Here is a 14,835-nt window from a genome sequence, read left to right as displayed (position 1 = left end):
CGGAGCGGAACATGAATAGTAAAGTTTGTGAACAGAACATGTTACAGTCATTCCTATCGATGTGTGGCCCTCTCGTCGGCCCGCTGACCCCAGGAAGGAGTGACCGCATGTCCAGACTGCGCGCCATGATCGCGCTCGCGGCACTGGTTGTCGCCGGTGGGCTCATGGTGATCATCCCGTCGACCCCTGCGTCGGCAGCCGCCTGCGCGGCGTCGTGGCAGTCGTCGGCCGTCTACTGGCAAGGGGACCAGGTCTCCCACAACAGGCGCAACTACCAGGCGAAGTGGTGGACCCAGAACGAGGCTCCCCCGGGCACCACCGGCGTCTGGCAGGACCTCGGCGCCTGCGACGGCGGCACCACGCCACCGCCGGGAGGAACCTGCAACCACCCGAACTGGGTCGCCGGCACCTGGTACCCCGCCGGCAGCATCGTGCGGTACACCAACGGGCTGTACTACATCGCCGAGCACGACAATCCCGGGTACGACCCCATCATCAGCACCTGGTACTGGGAGCCGTACACCTGTAGCGGCCAGCCGCCCACCACCCCGCCCCCCGGTACCGGCGGCTTCGTGGTCACCGAGGGGCAGTTCAACCAGATGTTCCCGAGCCGGAACCCCTTCTACACGTACTCCGGCCTCGTCGCCGCCCTCAGCGCCTACCCGGCGTTCACCAGGACCGGGAGCGCCACGGTCCAGCGGCAGGAGGCGGCGGCCTTCCTGGCGAACGTGCACCACGAGACCGGCGGACTCGTCCACATCGTGGAGCAGAACACCGGGAACTACCCGCACTACTGCGACGCCGGCCAACCCTACGGCTGCCCCGCCGGGCAGGCCGCCTACTACGGGCGCGGGCCGATCCAGCTGAGCTGGAACTTCAACTACAACGCCGCCGGCAACGCCCTCGGGCTGCCCCTGCTGACCAACCCCTGGCTGGTGCAGAACGACGCTGCCGTGGCCTGGAAGACCGCCATCTGGTACTGGATGACCCAGAACGGGCCCGGCACCATGACCGCCCACAACGCGATGGTCACCGGGGCCGGGTTCGGCGAGACCATCCGCAGTATCAACGGCTCAATCGAATGCAACGGCGGGAACCCCGGTCAGGTGCAGAGCCGCGTCACCAAATACCAGCAGTTCGTCGGCATGCTCGGCGTGCCGGCCGGAGCCAACCTCTACTGCTGATCCACCGCTTCTCCGGGCCGGGCTCACCGCAGTCCGGCCCGGCCTCCTCCGTCCTCGGGTGCCCGCCCTGTGACGAGCACCCGAGGGCGGGCGACCACCGGTGGCCGGGGGCCACCGAGGACGACGGGCTCGACCTCGGAGCGATCACGCACCGCGCTCACGAGCCAGCAGATCACCACGCTGTGGCGGCCGGTAGACCGCTCGCGTCCACAGAGGAAGTCAGGCGTGGCTCCGTATGGTAGAAACCGGTGTGCCGGCGCGGAGAATTCAGGGAGAGGTTCCTCGACGATCCGGTCTCGGCCTGCTTCGCGAGCCTGATTTCCGTCGCTTCTTCGGCGCCACCGTGGCTGGTCAACTCGCCGATCGCTTCGTGTTTCTCGCGCTGCCGCTGGTGGCGATCGTCTGGCTGGACGCGGACGAGTTCGAGGTCGGGGTGCTGACCGCGATGACCACGGCCGGGTCGCTGCTGATCGGGCTGCCGGCGGGGGCGTGGATCGACCGTTGGCGCAAGCGCCCGGTCATGGTCTACACGGATCTGCTGCGGGCGGCGCTGCTGCTGCTCGTACCGGTGGCCTGGTGGGCGGACGCGTTGACCATCTGGCTGCTGTTCGCGGTCGCGCTGGCCCACGGCCTGCTGACCGTGTTGTTCGACGTCAGCTACACCAGCTACCTGCCGGCGCTGGTCGCCCGCGAGCACCTGGTCGAGGGCAACGCGAAGATCGCCGCAGCCCGCTCCGCTGTCAGCATCAGCGGCCCCGGGGTGGCCGGGCCGCTGGTGGGCTGGTTGGGGGCACCGCTGACGCTGGTCGCGAGTTCTGCCGGGATGCTGCTGTCCGCCCTGGGCGTGCTGCGGATCCGGACACCGGAGGCGCGGCCACCGTCGGGCGCCGCCCGGCACCTGTCGCGCGAGGTCGCGGAGGGACTGCGATTCGTGCTCGGCCATCCGCTGCTGCGGCCGATGCTGCTAACCGACGGTGTCTTCAGCCTCTTCCTCGTCACGTACCAGACGATGCTGTTGGTGTTCCTCTCCCGGCATCTTGGCCTGGGCTCGTTCGGCATCGGCCTGGTGCTGTCCGTGATGGCCGGCGGCGGGTTCACCGGCGCGCTGCTGGCCCGTCGCGTGATCGCCGGGATCGGCGCCGGCCCGGCCGTCTGGCTGGCCCCGTTGTGCACAGCACCGGCAGCTGCCCTGATGCCGGCGACCCGGAGCGGCTGGCCGCTCTGGCTCGCCGTGGCCGGGCTGGCTCTGGTCTCCGCCGGCGGCGTGGTCCGCCTGATCGGTCAGGTGGGCCTGCAGCAGGCCGCCACGCCCGACCGGCTGCTCGGCCGGATGAGCGCCACCGTCCGCTTCGTCCAGTGGGGCGGCATGCCGATCGCCGGGCTGCTCGGCGGCACGCTCGGTGGCCTGCTCGGCGCGCCCGCGGTGCTGTGGATCGGCGCAGCCGGGATGACCGTCGCCTTCCTCCCCGCGCTGCTGTCTCCGCTGCGGACAACGCGCGAGCTGCCCAGGACGGCCACGCAGGCGACGTGACCGGAGCGGACCCGACGGGCCGGACGACACCTCGCAGGCACGGGGCGCGGTCGAACAGTCGGCCTTCGGTGCTCGCCGCGAACGAGACCGCCTGGGCCGAGATGTACTCGGCCGCGCCCCGCACGACGCGTGCGCCACCGCCACCAGGCTTGCGCCATCGCGTTCTGCCGGTCGCTGGGCTGGTCTACGCCCTGAGGGACGTCCTGTAACTCCTGGGCTGGGGCGACGGCAGCCTACCGCTGACCGAGAAGTCCAAGGTCGGTGCGGTACCAGGATGTTCCGAGGATGACGTGGAGTTCCGGGCCGCGGCAGAAGGTACGAGCCCTGCGTACCTCCATGCCGTCGGGCAGGACGAGCCGGGTCGGTTCACCGGCGGGTGTCACCGCGGCGGCATCGATCTGGAACGGAGTCACCAGGTCGTACTCGGGTCCGTGGCCGCTGACGAATGCGCCACTGGTGCCGTCGGTCAGTAGGGCGTACGCGCTGCGGTAGGGGGCCGAGCCGTGGTCGGTGGGCGTGTCGCCAGTGACGGAGACGAGGTGGAACTGGGTGTAGGCACAGGTCCATGCTGTTTCGGCGGCCAGGTTGAGGGCGTAGCAGTCGAAGATCTCCGGCATTGCCGGTCGCTGCGGATAGAGCCAGTCTGGTTCGAGGTCTGCGGTGAAGCGGGCCAGGCCGTGTGTCTGGGGGCCGTTGCCAGACATGGCTTCGTCGAAGTAGCCGACCCAGATCGCCCCGGCAGGGGTGGTCAGCACGTGTCCGATTGCGTCGCCCAGGTCACCCTGGTGTACACGTCGTCCGTCGGGGGTCCATACCTCCGCGTTGGTGCCAGCGCCGTTGCGTGAACGGACGAGCAGGATCGAGTCGCCGGGTAGGGGCTGCACGAACCAGGGCTGGATGCACCCGTCGAGTGATACCGACCGAACCGGCTGTCGGCTGCCGTCGTGCACGGTGATCAGACGCCGATGCGGTTGCTCCCTGCTGGCCCAGACGGCGAAGGCCCGATTGTCCGGGCCGACACCGACCGTCTCGGGTGTCCGCTCCCATTGCGGGTCGGTCCGATCGGGGATCAGGTAGCCGGCGCGGCGCAGCGGCGAGACGCCGAGCCGGAGGACCTCCAGCCGCCGGCGCAGGCTCTCCTGGTCATGCTCATGTCTGGTCTTGGGCACGGGGTTGTCCTCCTGGTTGCTCGGTGTCGGTCGGCGTGCACGGGCAGCTCGCGGTTGTGGCGGTAGCCGGTCAGCTGAGGCTGGCGATGATCTGGGCGCGGGTCGTCAGGGCGAGCTGCAGATGTTGTTCGTCGGCGCGCATCTCGGCGTCGAAGTCGCCCAGGTACACCGCCGTGCGGTGCCGGGAGGCGATCAGCCGGTCGAGCGCGGGGATGACCGGCTGTGCGTGTGGGCCCATCGCGGCGAGGGCTTCCATGGCCGGTCGTGCGTACGCTTCGTCGTCGAGGTACTGGGGAAGCGTGCCGAGGAGGGCCGGAACGGCCGGCGGGCCGTGCTGCCGCCAGTACGCGATCGCGACCCTGGCCTGCATCAGACCTGGCGGGGTGAACAAATGGTTCAGTTGGCGGACCTGCCGATCGGTGAGGCCGCCGTGCTGGACCAGCCAGTCGAACAGGTCGGGGGCGATACGACAACGGCGCAGCTCTTCAGGCCGGGAATCAAGGTGGTCGTCCGCGATGCGGCGGTTCCCGGTGATCCTGAGCAACGCGCGAACGGCGAGATCCGCGGCGGCATCGTTCGAGACGGCGAACTGGCGCAGGAGCGGTACCGCCGGCGCGGCTGCCGCACCGATCTCTTCGAGCGCAGAGACCACCAGCCGCCCCTCGGCCAGGGCACCACGCTCCATCGCCTCGGCGAGTACGGCAGTCAGGTCGGGCACTGCGACCGCCGCGTCCGGACCGAGCGCTGACAGACAGCGCACGGCCACGAGCGCCGGAGAGCTGTGCCAGTCCTGCCCCTGGTGGCAGGACCCCTGGTGCTCCGCCAGCACGTGCTGGGCGGTCGCGACCAGGCTTGTCGGGTCGGACACCGCCAGCGCTACTGCGGCGAGCGCCTCACCGAGCCGGGGATGCGGTTGCCCGCCGCGCAACAGACGCAGCAACTCCGGAACCGCGCGAGCATCCCCCACGCAGCCCAAGGCCGTCGCGACCGTCGCCGACACTCTCGACTCGACCACCATCTCCGCGAGCTGGTCGGCGACCAGCCGGGTGGCGGTCAGCGACGCGCACACCACACCGACAGCCGAGGTACACACCGCCGAGGCCGGCTCCGCGAGCACGGCAGACAGCACCGGCGCCAGCCGGGCCGGGGCAGCCCGCCAGGTCCACATCGCCTCTCCCGCGATTCCCAGGCCCGCCTGACGAGCCAGTTCACCCTCGCCTGCGCGAACCAACTGCGCGACCGTCGCATAGGCGTCCTGCTCTCGATCCCTGCGGCGGAGGGCGATCGCCCATCGTTCACCGGCCCGCCACGAGATCCGGCCGCCCACCCCGCCGAGCGCTTCGGCAGCCGGCACCAGGTCAGCACGAACCGCGGCGTCCAGCATCGGCCAATCAGGCGGGTCGGCACTCAACAGGGCCGAGCAGGCCCCGAGGAAACGCACCGCTGGGAGCTCGTCGCGCCGCATCCGCCCGACCGTCTCGGCCCACTGGTTGCCACGGTCACCAAACTGAAGCAGCGGCGGCCACAACGCCTCCGCCAACGCCGTGCGCGCCACCGGGTCGGACGATCCGAAGAGCACACCGGCCGCCTCCTCCGGGCCCGCCGCCGCCACGAACAGCCGGGCCGCCGCACGCCGAACACGGTCATCGGGGTCACCGAGGGCACCCACCGCGACGTCAGCCGCAGCAGGCCAGGTATCCGCCTGCGGACACAGGTCACCAAGGAGCCGCAGAACCACCAGTCGGAGATCAGGAGAAGTATCGACAGCGCGGGCGAGCAGACGCCGTACCACCGCGCCGCCGCGGTCCGACTCAAAGGCCTCGAACACCCTCGACCGCGCAGGGCCATACCTGCTCACATCACCTGCGAGGAGTGCGTCATCCAACCAGGCCAGATCAGCCGATCCACCCATCGGCGCTGGCCTGCTCATCGAACGGGGCGGCAACCGCCCTTCACATCACACATGAACCAGATCATGAAGCAGCCCGACAGCACCCGCAACCGACTACCACCGGCACCGATCCGACGCTCTCTCACCGAGCGCCAGCGGACTGCTTGTCCGACTCGGCCGTGAGGCTCCTCGCCGGAACCGTCACGGCCGCGGAAAAATCGATTCGACGCCGGCTGAGCAGTGGCTATCGTCGGCTGGTGCAGCCCACCGTCGCCGTTCGCGAGCTCACCCCCGACGACATCCCCACCACCTGGGCCCTGGGCGCGCAAGCCTTCGGCTACGACCCGCAACCCCCGCCGGACGCCGCCGGCCCGGCCACGCCCGGCACGACCCGCTACGGGGCGTTCGACTCGGCCGGACGTCTCCTCGGCAAGGCCGTCGACCTGCACCACGAACAGTGGTGGTCCGGCCGAACCGTGTCCGCCGCCGACGTCGCCGGCGTCGCCGTCGCTCCCGAGGCGCGTGGCCGCGGCGTCGCCCGCGCCCTGCTCGCCGCCCTACTGCGCGGCGCCCGCGAGCGAGGGGCCGCCGTCAGCGCACTGTTTCCCACCATCATCGGCCCCTACCGGGCCTGCGGCTGGGAGGTCGCGGGCACGCTACGCACCGTCGACCTGGTCACCGCCGACCTTCCCCGGTACCGGCCCGCTCCGCACCTGACCGTCCGCGCCGCCACCGCCGAGGACATGCCGGCCGTCGCCGACCTCTACGAGCGCGTCGCCCGTCACCGCCGGGGACTTCTCACCCGCCGCGGCGAACTGTTCGACCACCTCGGCGCCACCACCGACCTGCCCTCCGACGGCGTCACTCTCGTCGAACACGACGGCGACCTGGTCGGCTACGTCAGCTGGGACCGAGGGCGCGGCTACGGCCCGGATTCCGTGCTGACGGTCTACGACGTCCTCGCCACCACCCCCGACGCGGCCCGGGAACTCGTCGGCGTCCTCGCCAGCTGGCGCAGCGTCGCCCCCACCCTGCGGATGCGCCTGCTCGACGGCGACGCGGTCACCGCCCAGCTGCCCTTGGAGACGCTCCGGGAACACCGCCAGCAGCCCTGGATGCACCGGCCCGTGGAGGTGACCCGGGCCGTCCGGGAGCGCGGCTGGCCGTCGTACGCGCGCGGCAGCGTCGAGTTCACCCTCGACGACGACCTCGCCGAATGGAACACCGGCGCCTGGCGGCTGGAGGTCGCCGACGGCGCGGGCGAGCTGTCCCGGTCCACCGGCGAACCGGCACTGCACCTGAGCGTGCTCGGCTTCGCCCAGCTCTATGCCGGCGCCACCAACGCCGAGAGCCTCGTCCAGGCCGGTCAGCTGCGACCCGGCCCGGGCGCCGATCCCCGAGTCCTCGACCTGCTCGCGGTCGGTGGCCCGGCCCACCTGCTCGACTACTTCTGACCGGTTCTCCAGGAGCCTGAGCGCCGGCCGCGAGCACGTCATCACCCGGAGAGGCCGAGCATGGACGCCCGAACCGCCGATGGTAGGAAAGAGCCATGCTGACGATTGGGATGCTGGGCGGAATGAGCTGGGAGTCCAGCGCCCACTACTACCGGCTGGTCAACGAACTGGTCCGTGACCGCCTCGGCGGCCTGCACTCGGCACGGTGCGTGCTGTACTCCGTCGACTTCGCCGACATCGAGAGCCTTCAGAGCGCTGGGGAGTGGGAACAGGCGGGTCGCCTGCTCGGCCAGGCCGCCGCCGCGGTGCAGGACGCTGGCGCCGACCTGTTGCTGCTGTGCACGAACACCATGCACAAGGTCGCCGACCAGATCCAGGCCGCCGTCAGCATTCCGCTGCTGCACCTGGCCGACACGACCGCCGAGGCGGTCACCGCCGCCGGCCTGCACACCGTGGGACTGCTCGGCACCGCCTTCACCATGGAACAGGACTTCTACCGCGACCGGCTCACCCGCCACGGCCTGCGTGTGATCGTCCCCGAACCGGACGACCGCGCCGAGGTGCACCGCATCATCTACGACGAGCTGTGCCTCGGCGACGTCCGCGAGACGTCCCGGCAGACCTATCAGAAGGTCATCGAGCGCCTCGTCGAATCCGGCGCACAGGGCGTCATCCTGGGTTGCACCGAGATCGAACTGCTGATCTCAGGTGACGACAGCCCCGTTCCCGTCTTCCCGACCTCTCGACTGCACGTCGAAGCCGCCGTCAACGCCGCGTTACGGGACGGGACCCCGCATCCCGGCGTAGACGACGCCGCCGCAGCGCGTAGAGCATCGCGCTGACGGCGAAGATCACCGCGCTGACCGCCAGCCAGCGGGTCAGCAGCGGCTGCGGGGTCAGGCCGCTCGCGTCCGTGTACGTGTCCCCGCCGAGTCCGAGGATGCCGGGAAGGTAGACGAGCAGGAGCAACCCGGAGGCGAGCGCGGGCACCCGCACGTGGTTCAGCGCCGAGCGGCGGTCCGGACGTCCCATCGCGGCGCGAAGCATCCGGTCGGCCAGCGCGTAGACCGGGAACAGGAACAGATCGTGGACGACGACCGCACCGAGGAACCAGAGCAGCATCCGGCCCGCAGCCGGCTCCCCGGACAGCCGCAACGCGATCCAGCCGGTCACCGCGAAGCAGCCGAGCAGGAGCAACAGGTGCCAGGGCGCGGCACCGTAGCCACGCCGGAACTCAGTCATCGGGCCGTTCCTCGAAGGTGATGCTCCGGACCCACTTCGTGCAGTGCACACCGGGCAGCGCCGGGACGATGACCCGCGCGGGGTAGCCGTGATCGGTTGAGAGATCGACCCCGTTGACCCGCAGGGCGAGCAGCGAGTCGGGGTGGCGGACCTGGTCGGCGTGCAACCGGGCCTGACGGAACAACCCGGCCCGTTCCAGCGACTCGACCCTCGCCAGGGCGCGCTCGGGTGCGCCGACCAGAGCGGCGAGGTCCCGTAGCCGTACCCCGGTCCAGGTCTGCTCCGTCGACCAGCCCTCCACGCAGGCGATCGGCAGGTCCGCGGTGTGCTGCGTCATCGCGAGCAGGCCGCCACGGTCCACCTCCACCGTACGGTCGCCGCCGCGCACCGTCAGCCGCCACCCGGCCCCGGTGTCGGCGGGTCGCACACCGGCCGCGGCGGCGGTCCGGTTCACCGGGAACCCGTTCGGTCCTTCGCCGGGCTGCCGGCCCCGGGGCAGCAGCAGCGCGGTCCGGCGCAGCACTCCGTCCAGGGTCTGCCCGACGGTCAGCGCCGCCAGCAGCAACACGCCGCTCCCGGTCAGGGCGAGGACACCACGCCGGCTCATCGTCGTCGGGCCGGGCCGTCGGGAGACCAGCCCGTCCGGATCCGCCGGCTCCGGCGTGGTCTCCCCCACCGGGGTACGCGCCATGTTCGGACCACGCAGCGCGGAGATCATCCGAGGAAGCTTGATCGCCACGTGCGTGACCAGGGCGGCGGTGAAGACCCAGGCGCCGTACCAGTGCGCGGTGTAGAAGTCGAACCCGAACAGGTACGCGTACTGGATGTTGAGCAGGCCGGTGACCATCTCGAAGAGGATCCCGCCCACCAACAGCAGCAGCGACAGCCGTTCGAGCACCTGGGCCACCGAACGGGCCGGCGGCCAGTCGAACAGCTTGGGCACCACCGACCAGAGCTTCGCCACCACCACCGGGACCAGCATGATGCCGAGCGTCACGTGCAGGCCCTGGGTGACCCGGAACAGCCAGGCGGGGCGGGTCGGCCAGTCGAAGACGGGGGGACGCAGCCAGCCCACGTCGGTGGGGAGGGCCTGGCCGAGCCGAGGACCGTACGCGATCCAGTCCAGCAGACCGGTGACGATCACCAGCGGTAGCGTGGCGAGCAGGACGACGCCGAGCACGGAGGTCAACCACGGGCCGCGTACCGGGCTGCGCCAGGCGTCGGCGGTGGCGGCGGCCCCCGGCGGGCGGTGCCGGTCCAGCGCGCGCCACAGCCGCGCCGGGTAGGCGTACACCGGCGCGCCGGCTGTCTCGGCCGACCGGCCGGAGGTGTCGGACGTGCGTCTCGGCTCACCACGGTCGGCTCCCCCGGCGGGCTCGTGGGACGGCGGGTCGGCTGGCACGGATCCTCCACGTGAGGGCGTCGACCGGACGCGACGGGCTCTGGTTCAGGACGCTAGCCGTCAGCGCCGGTCGCGGGCGGGCTTTGTGGCATTACCCGGGGCGTACCGTCCGGTTGCCACGAGTTGCCGACGTCCGAGCCGAACCGGCACCCGTGGCCGTCGGTCTGTCCTACCGTGACGGGAATGCGGGTACTCGTCACCGGCGCCGCCGGGTTCATCGGATCGCAGGTCGCGGACCTGCTCGTGGCGGAGGGGCACCGGGTGGTCTGCCTGGACGCGCTGTTGCCGCAGACGCACGGGAGCGTGCCCGAGTGGTTTCGCCGGCACGATCCGGTCATCGGCGACGTCCGCGATCCGGGGCTGCTGGACGATCTGCTGACCGGGATCGATGCCGTCTGCCACCAGGCGGCGATGGTCGGGCACGGGCTGGACCCGTCGGACGCCCCCGACTACGTCAGCCACAACGACTACGGCACGGCGGTGCTGCTCGCCGCGATGCACCGGGCCGGCGTGTCTCGTCTGGTGTTGGCCAGTTCCATGGTGGTCTACGGTGAGGGCCGCTACACATGTGCCCGGCACGGAATCGTCCGACCGGCACCACGTCGCCAGGCCGATCTGGCCGCCGGCCGGTACGACCCCACCTGTGGAGTGTGCGCCGGCGTCCTCACCGACGCGCTCGTGCCGGAGGACGCCCCGCTGGAGCCCCGCAGCACGTACGCGGCCAGCAAGCTGGCCCAGGAACATCTGGCCGCCGCGTGGAGCCGGCAGACCGGGGCGGGGGTGTGGGCGCTGCGCTACCACAACGTCTACGGCCCCCGGATGCCCCGCGACACCCCGTACGCCGGGGTCGCGTCGATCTTCCGGTCGGCGCTGGCCGACGGCCGGCCGCCCCGGGTCTACGAGGACGGCCGGCAGCGACGCGACTTCGTGCATGTCACCGACGTGGCGCGCGCGAACGTGCTGGCGCTGACCGCGCCGGCTCCGGACGGTCTGGTACCGGTGAACGTCTGCTCCGGTCAACCGCACACCGTCGGCGACCTGGCCACCGCGCTGGCGGCGGCGATGGGCGGGCCGGCGCCGGTGGTGGTCGGCGGAACCCGGACCGCCGACGTGCGGCACGTGGTCGCCGATCCGGCCCGCGCGCGCGAGTTGCTCGGGTACACGGCCCAGGTCGGCTTCGTCGACGGGGTGACCGCCTTCGCCACCGACCCGCTGCGGGAGACCGCCGCCGTGTCGGCCTGAGCGGCCCTGGCCGCCCACCGGCGGCCCGGAAGCCGGATCGCGCCGTCTCACGAGACGGTGAACAGCAGGTGATTGACGGCGAGGGCGGTAAGGGCCTGCCCGGCCAGCCACCAGCGGCGAGCCGGGACAGGCAGATGCGCGGCGACCAGCAGCCAGACCACGAACGGAAGCCAGATCCGCTCCACCTCGGCCTTGCTCATGCCCGACAGGTCGGCGGCAGCCACCGCCAGTGCCGCGGCGGCGGGTAGCAGAACGGTCGGTCCGAGCGCCTCGATCCGAGGAACGAGCGCGAGCCGGCGGTGACGAACGAGGTCGCGCACCAGCGGACCGCCGACCGGTCCCGAGCCGCCGACCGGCGGTGCCGGTGCGGTCGGCTCCGCCGGTCCGGCTCCCGCCCGCCAGGCGCTCCGGGCCGAGTGCAGGGTGCGGCGCAGTGCCGGCCCGACCACCGGCCCGGCGGAGAGGAGCAGGGCTGCCAGGTTGGCCCAGACCCAGTAGCCGTAGGGACGGTCGGCCGCCCAACCCTGGTAGTAGCGCTCGACCACCCGGTCGTACCCCTGCCACCAGTGGAAGCCGGCGACGGTGAACGCCGCCACCACCGTGGCCACTCCGGTCGCCCCGGCGAGCAGCGCGACGCCCCGCCGTCCGGGGCGCAGTGCCAGCACGACGAGGGCCAGGGGCGCGAGCAGCACGAAGCCGTAGGACAGGTACAGCGCGAAGCCGAGCAGCAGGCCGCCGGCCACCACGGTCACGGGTCCCCGCGCGGCCAGCAGCGCGAGACCGGCGGCCGTCACGCCGGTGAAGAGACCGTCGCCCGAGGCACCCACCCAGACCGCTCCGGGCAGCAGCACCAGGAACGGCAGCACCGCCCGGGCGGCCTCGCCGGCGCCCAGGGCCCGCACGGTGATCGGCACGGACACCGCGACGCTTGCCCCGACCAGGACGCAGGCCAGCGCCGCCGCCGTGCCACCGCCCAGGCCGACCCGGTCCAGCCCGACGAACACCAGCAGGGCACCCGGTGGGTGGCCGGCGGTGTGGGTGGACCACGAGTCGGGCTGGAAGTCCAAGATCCGATCGGCGAATCCGGCCAGCATCCGCCGGACGTCCGTCACCCCGGGCACCTCGTGCAGGTACTCCGCCTGCGGGGTCAGCCGCCTCGTCAGTCCCACCGACCAGCCGTCGACCAGCGCCAGAGCGAGTGTCCAGCCGACCGCCGCCAGGTAGCCGACGCCGAGCAGAGGGCCCCATCGGGCGGTCCGGGCCCACCGCGTTCCGGGTCCGACCACGGCGACCGCGACTGCCAGCGCCACCGGCGTTCCCCACCCGAGGTGCGGCCTCCAGGTGGCGTAGAGCGGCGCGGCGTCGGCGTACAGACCCACCCCCGCGCGGTTGAGCACCGCGCCCACCGTCACGGCGACGACCAGCAGGGCCCCCTCGACGCCCAGCACGACCAGGTCGCCCCGGTAGCGGCTCGGGCTGCGGTCGGAGCCGGGCGCGCGGAGAGGTGTCACACCGGTGCTCATGTCGACCGGACGGTACGGTCTTCGTCCGCGCCCCGTCAGCCGAGTCGTCGGCACGTCACAGGACGGTAAGAAGTGTCCGTCCGGTAGGCGTTCCGTGAGGTCGAATCCGGCACGGGCCGCCCTGGGCGGCCCTAGCGTCGGCGGTATGCCGACACCGATCGACGTGGTGCTGCCGTGCCTGGACGAGGCCGCCGCCCTGCCCGCTGTGCTGACCGCGCTGCCGCCCGGATATCGGGCGATCGTCGTGGACAACGGGTCCCGCGACGGCTCGCCCGAGGTGGCCGCCCGGCACGGCGCGCGGGTGATACACGAACCACGGCGGGGGTACGGCGCGGCCGTGCACGCCGGCATCGAGGCTGCCGACACCGAGCTGGTCTGCGTGCTGGACGCCGACGGGTCCTTCGCTCCCCGAGAGCTACCCGCCCTGGTGGCCCCGGTCGCCGACGGGCTGGCTGATCTGGCGGTCGGCCGCCGCCGACCGGTCCGTGTCGGGGTCTGGCCCTGGCACGCCCGGGTGGGCACGGCGCTGGTCACCACGCTGCTGCGGCGGCGGGGCGTGCCGCTGCGCGACCTCAGCCCGATCCGGGTGGCCCGGCGGGAGGCGCTGCTCGCTCTCGGCGTCACCGACCGGGCCTTCGGCTACCCCCTCGAGCTGGTGATCCGGGCCGCTGCGGCGGACTGGCGCATTCGTGAGCTCGACGTCACCTACGCCCCGCGCGCCGCCGGCACCCGTTCCAAGGTCTCCGGCTCCGTGCGGGGCACCCTCCGGGCCACCCGGGACTTCGCCGCCGTGTTGCGCGACATGCGGGAGCCCCGATGACGGTTCTGCTGGTGGTGGCGAAGGCACCCGTGCCCGGCATGGTCAAGACCCGGCTATGCCCGCCGGCGACTCCCCGCCAGGCCGCCCGGCTGGCCGCCGCCGCGCTGCGCGACACCCTGGACGCCGTCCGGGACACGCCGGGGGTGACACCCGTGCTGGCGTTGTCCGGAAACCTGGCAGACGCCGAGGACGGCGCCGAGCTCACCGCCGCCCTGGCCACCTGGTCGGTCCTGCCGCAGCGGGGCACGGATCTCGCCGACCGACTCGCGCACGCCCATCTCGACGTGGCCGAGGCGTTCCCGGACCGTCGGGTGGTGCAGATCGGGATGGACACCCCGCAACTGACCCCGACGCGGCTGGCCGCCGCCGTACGCCGGTTGGCGAACGCGGACGCGGTGCTCGGGCCCGCCGACGACGGTGGCTGGTGGGCGTTGGGGCTACGCGACCCCCGCCAGGCGGCGGTGCTGCGCGGGGTGCCGATGTCGACCCCGGAGACGGGCCGGTCGACCTGGTCCGCGCTGGCCGGCCGCGGGCTGCGCGCCGTGCCGCTGCCCCCGCTGCGGGACGTGGACGACTGGTCCGACGCGCGGGTCGTGGCGGCGGCGGCCCCGGACGGCCGGTTCGCCCGCCAGGTCGCGGCCGTACGTCGCGCCTTGGTGGTACGGGCGTGACCGGGGACGGTTTCGCCTCCACGCTCCACGACCGGCCCGGGGCCGTGCACTGGCTGGTTCCTGCGGACGGGCCCCGCCGACGACTGCCGGTGGACCGGTGGCATCGGGCGGCCGGGCTGGCGGACGCGGCGGTGGTCGCCCGCTGCGCCGGTCCCACCCTCGACCTGGGGTGCGGTCCGGGCCGGATGTCCGTGGCGCTGGCCAGGGCCGGACTGAGCGCGGTGGGGGTGGACGTGTCGGCACGGGCGGTGGCGTCGACCCGGGCGCGAGGCGCGGTCGCCGTGCAGGCCGACCTGTTCGGCACACTGCCGGCGGAGGGGCGGTGGGCACACACGCTGCTGCTCGACGGGAACATCGGCATCGGGGGCGATCCGGTCGCGCTGCTGCAGCGGTGCCGGTCGCTGCTGCGGCCGTCCGGCACGGTGCTGGTCGAACTCGAACCACCCGGCTTCGGCGTCTGGCAGGGGCAGGCCCACGTGGCCACCGGATCGCACCAGGGCCCGGTCTTCCGCTGGGCGTGGCTCGACACAGGCGCGGTGGCGGACGCCGCGGCGGTGGCGGGACTGGCGATCGGCGAGGTGTTCCGGTTCGGCTGTCGCTGGTTCGCCGAGTTGACCCGCCCGGACCGTACCGTCACGCCATGACGTCCGCCGGTGCGCAGCGATGAGGCATCTGCCGGGCGACCGGCGGATCAGACCTGTTTCTG

At 72.4% G+C, this 14,835-nt stretch carries 13 protein-coding genes; 8 read left to right on the top strand and 5 right to left on the bottom strand.

Features of this window, described 5'->3' with window-relative positions:
• Positions 1-107: 107 nt before the first annotated feature.
• Together GA0070618_RS22645 and GA0070618_RS22640 are read left to right on the top strand one after the other, a co-directional pair.
• Positions 108-1,184 (top strand): glycoside hydrolase family 19 protein, encoded by a 1,077-nt coding sequence (locus tag GA0070618_RS22645; protein WP_088983420.1) that lies wholly within the window; start codon positions 108-110, stop codon positions 1,182-1,184.
• Between the two features lie 235 nt (positions 1,185-1,419).
• On the top strand, positions 1,420-2,715 hold the full coding sequence (locus GA0070618_RS22640; RefSeq protein ID WP_088983419.1) for an MFS transporter: 1,296 nt from the start codon (positions 1,420-1,422) through the stop codon (positions 2,713-2,715).
• Positions 2,716-2,948: 233 nt separating this feature from the next.
• On the opposite strand, the gene GA0070618_RS22635 is transcribed toward GA0070618_RS22640, so the two are convergent.
• Positions 2,949-3,884 (bottom strand): hypothetical protein, encoded by a 936-nt coding sequence (locus GA0070618_RS22635; protein WP_088983418.1) that lies wholly within the window; start codon positions 3,882-3,884, stop codon positions 2,949-2,951.
• A gap of 70 nt (positions 3,885-3,954) precedes the next feature.
• Positions 3,955-5,712, bottom strand: coding sequence for a hypothetical protein (locus GA0070618_RS22630; protein WP_094977987.1), 1,758 nt, complete (start codon positions 5,710-5,712; stop codon positions 3,955-3,957).
• A gap of 320 nt (positions 5,713-6,032) precedes the next feature.
• On the opposite strand from GA0070618_RS22630, the gene GA0070618_RS22625 reads away from it, so the two are divergent.
• Positions 6,033-7,229 carry a GNAT family N-acetyltransferase gene (locus tag GA0070618_RS22625; RefSeq protein ID WP_088983416.1) on the top strand — a complete coding sequence of 399 codons (1,197 nt, stop codon included), beginning with the start codon at positions 6,033-6,035 and terminating at the stop codon, positions 7,227-7,229.
• A 95-nt stretch (positions 7,230-7,324) separates the two neighbouring features.
• Positions 7,325-8,071, top strand: a complete 747-nt coding sequence (locus tag GA0070618_RS22620; RefSeq protein ID WP_088983415.1) for an aspartate/glutamate racemase family protein — start codon at positions 7,325-7,327, stop codon at positions 8,069-8,071.
• Here GA0070618_RS22620 and GA0070618_RS22615 read toward each other — a convergent pair.
• Both GA0070618_RS22615 and GA0070618_RS22610 read right to left on the bottom strand, forming a co-directional pair.
• Positions 7,995-8,471 carry a hypothetical protein gene (locus tag GA0070618_RS22615; RefSeq protein WP_088983414.1) on the bottom strand — a complete coding sequence of 159 codons (477 nt, stop codon included), beginning with the start codon at positions 8,469-8,471 and terminating at the stop codon, positions 7,995-7,997. The two genes, GA0070618_RS22620 and GA0070618_RS22615, sit on opposite strands and share 77 nt — an antisense overlap.
• Positions 8,464-9,765 (bottom strand): molybdopterin-dependent oxidoreductase, encoded by a 1,302-nt coding sequence (locus GA0070618_RS22610; protein WP_088985746.1) that lies wholly within the window; start codon positions 9,763-9,765, stop codon positions 8,464-8,466. The genes GA0070618_RS22615 and GA0070618_RS22610 overlap by 8 nt, the downstream gene beginning before the upstream one ends.
• 291 nt (positions 9,766-10,056) lie before the next feature.
• Here GA0070618_RS22610 and GA0070618_RS22605 point away from each other — a divergent pair, with 291 nt between their 5' ends.
• Positions 10,057-11,115, top strand: a complete 1,059-nt coding sequence (locus tag GA0070618_RS22605) for an NAD-dependent epimerase/dehydratase family protein (protein WP_088983413.1) — start codon at positions 10,057-10,059, stop codon at positions 11,113-11,115.
• Between the two features lie 47 nt (positions 11,116-11,162).
• Here GA0070618_RS22605 and GA0070618_RS22600 read toward each other — a convergent pair whose 3' ends face one another.
• Positions 11,163-12,638: a hypothetical protein gene (locus GA0070618_RS22600; RefSeq protein WP_088983412.1), complete on the bottom strand. Its 1,476-nt coding sequence runs from the start codon at positions 12,636-12,638 to the stop codon at positions 11,163-11,165.
• A gap of 145 nt (positions 12,639-12,783) precedes the next feature.
• Here GA0070618_RS22600 and GA0070618_RS22595 point away from each other — a divergent pair, with 145 nt between their 5' ends.
• From GA0070618_RS22595 to GA0070618_RS34335, 3 genes are read left to right on the top strand one after another with little or no spacing between them, the layout of a single operon-like run.
• A complete protein-coding gene (locus GA0070618_RS22595; protein ID WP_088983411.1) occupies positions 12,784-13,458 on the top strand; it encodes a glycosyltransferase family 2 protein in 675 nt (224 codons plus the stop codon).
• A complete protein-coding gene (locus GA0070618_RS34340; protein ID WP_197701597.1) occupies positions 13,455-14,129 on the top strand; it encodes a TIGR04282 family arsenosugar biosynthesis glycosyltransferase in 675 nt (224 codons plus the stop codon). The genes GA0070618_RS22595 and GA0070618_RS34340 overlap by 4 nt, the downstream gene beginning before the upstream one ends.
• Entirely contained in the window at positions 14,126-14,773 is a 648-nt protein-coding gene (locus GA0070618_RS34335) for a class I SAM-dependent methyltransferase (RefSeq protein WP_197701596.1), read from the top strand. The genes GA0070618_RS34340 and GA0070618_RS34335 overlap by 4 nt, the downstream gene beginning before the upstream one ends.
• Positions 14,774-14,835 lie beyond the last annotated feature (62 nt).

The organism is Micromonospora echinospora (assembly GCF_900091495.1).
Taxonomy (GTDB): Bacteria; Actinomycetota; Actinomycetes; order Mycobacteriales; family Micromonosporaceae; genus Micromonospora; species Micromonospora echinospora.
Note: the sequence above shows the minus strand (reverse complement) of the source record. Positions and strands in the feature narration are given on the sequence as shown.

Coding starts and splice junctions, on each gene's coding strand:
- GA0070618_RS22645 (WP_088983420.1), top strand. CDS start 108: ATGTCCAGACTGCGCGCCATGATCGCGCTCGCGGCACTGGTTGTCGCC.
- GA0070618_RS22640 (WP_088983419.1), top strand. CDS start 1,420: ATGGTAGAAACCGGTGTGCCGGCGCGGAGAATTCAGGGAGAGGTTCCT.
- GA0070618_RS22620 (WP_088983415.1), top strand. CDS start 7,325: ATGCTGACGATTGGGATGCTGGGCGGAATGAGCTGGGAGTCCAGCGCC.
- GA0070618_RS22615 (WP_088983414.1), bottom strand. CDS start 8,471: ATGACTGAGTTCCGGCGTGGCTACGGTGCCGCGCCCTGGCACCTGTTG.
- GA0070618_RS22605 (WP_088983413.1), top strand. CDS start 10,057: ATGCGGGTACTCGTCACCGGCGCCGCCGGGTTCATCGGATCGCAGGTC.
- GA0070618_RS22600 (WP_088983412.1), bottom strand. CDS start 12,638: ATGAGCACCGGTGTGACACCTCTCCGCGCGCCCGGCTCCGACCGCAGC.
- GA0070618_RS22595 (WP_088983411.1), top strand. CDS start 12,784: ATGCCGACACCGATCGACGTGGTGCTGCCGTGCCTGGACGAGGCCGCC.
- GA0070618_RS34340 (WP_197701597.1), top strand. CDS start 13,455: ATGACGGTTCTGCTGGTGGTGGCGAAGGCACCCGTGCCCGGCATGGTC.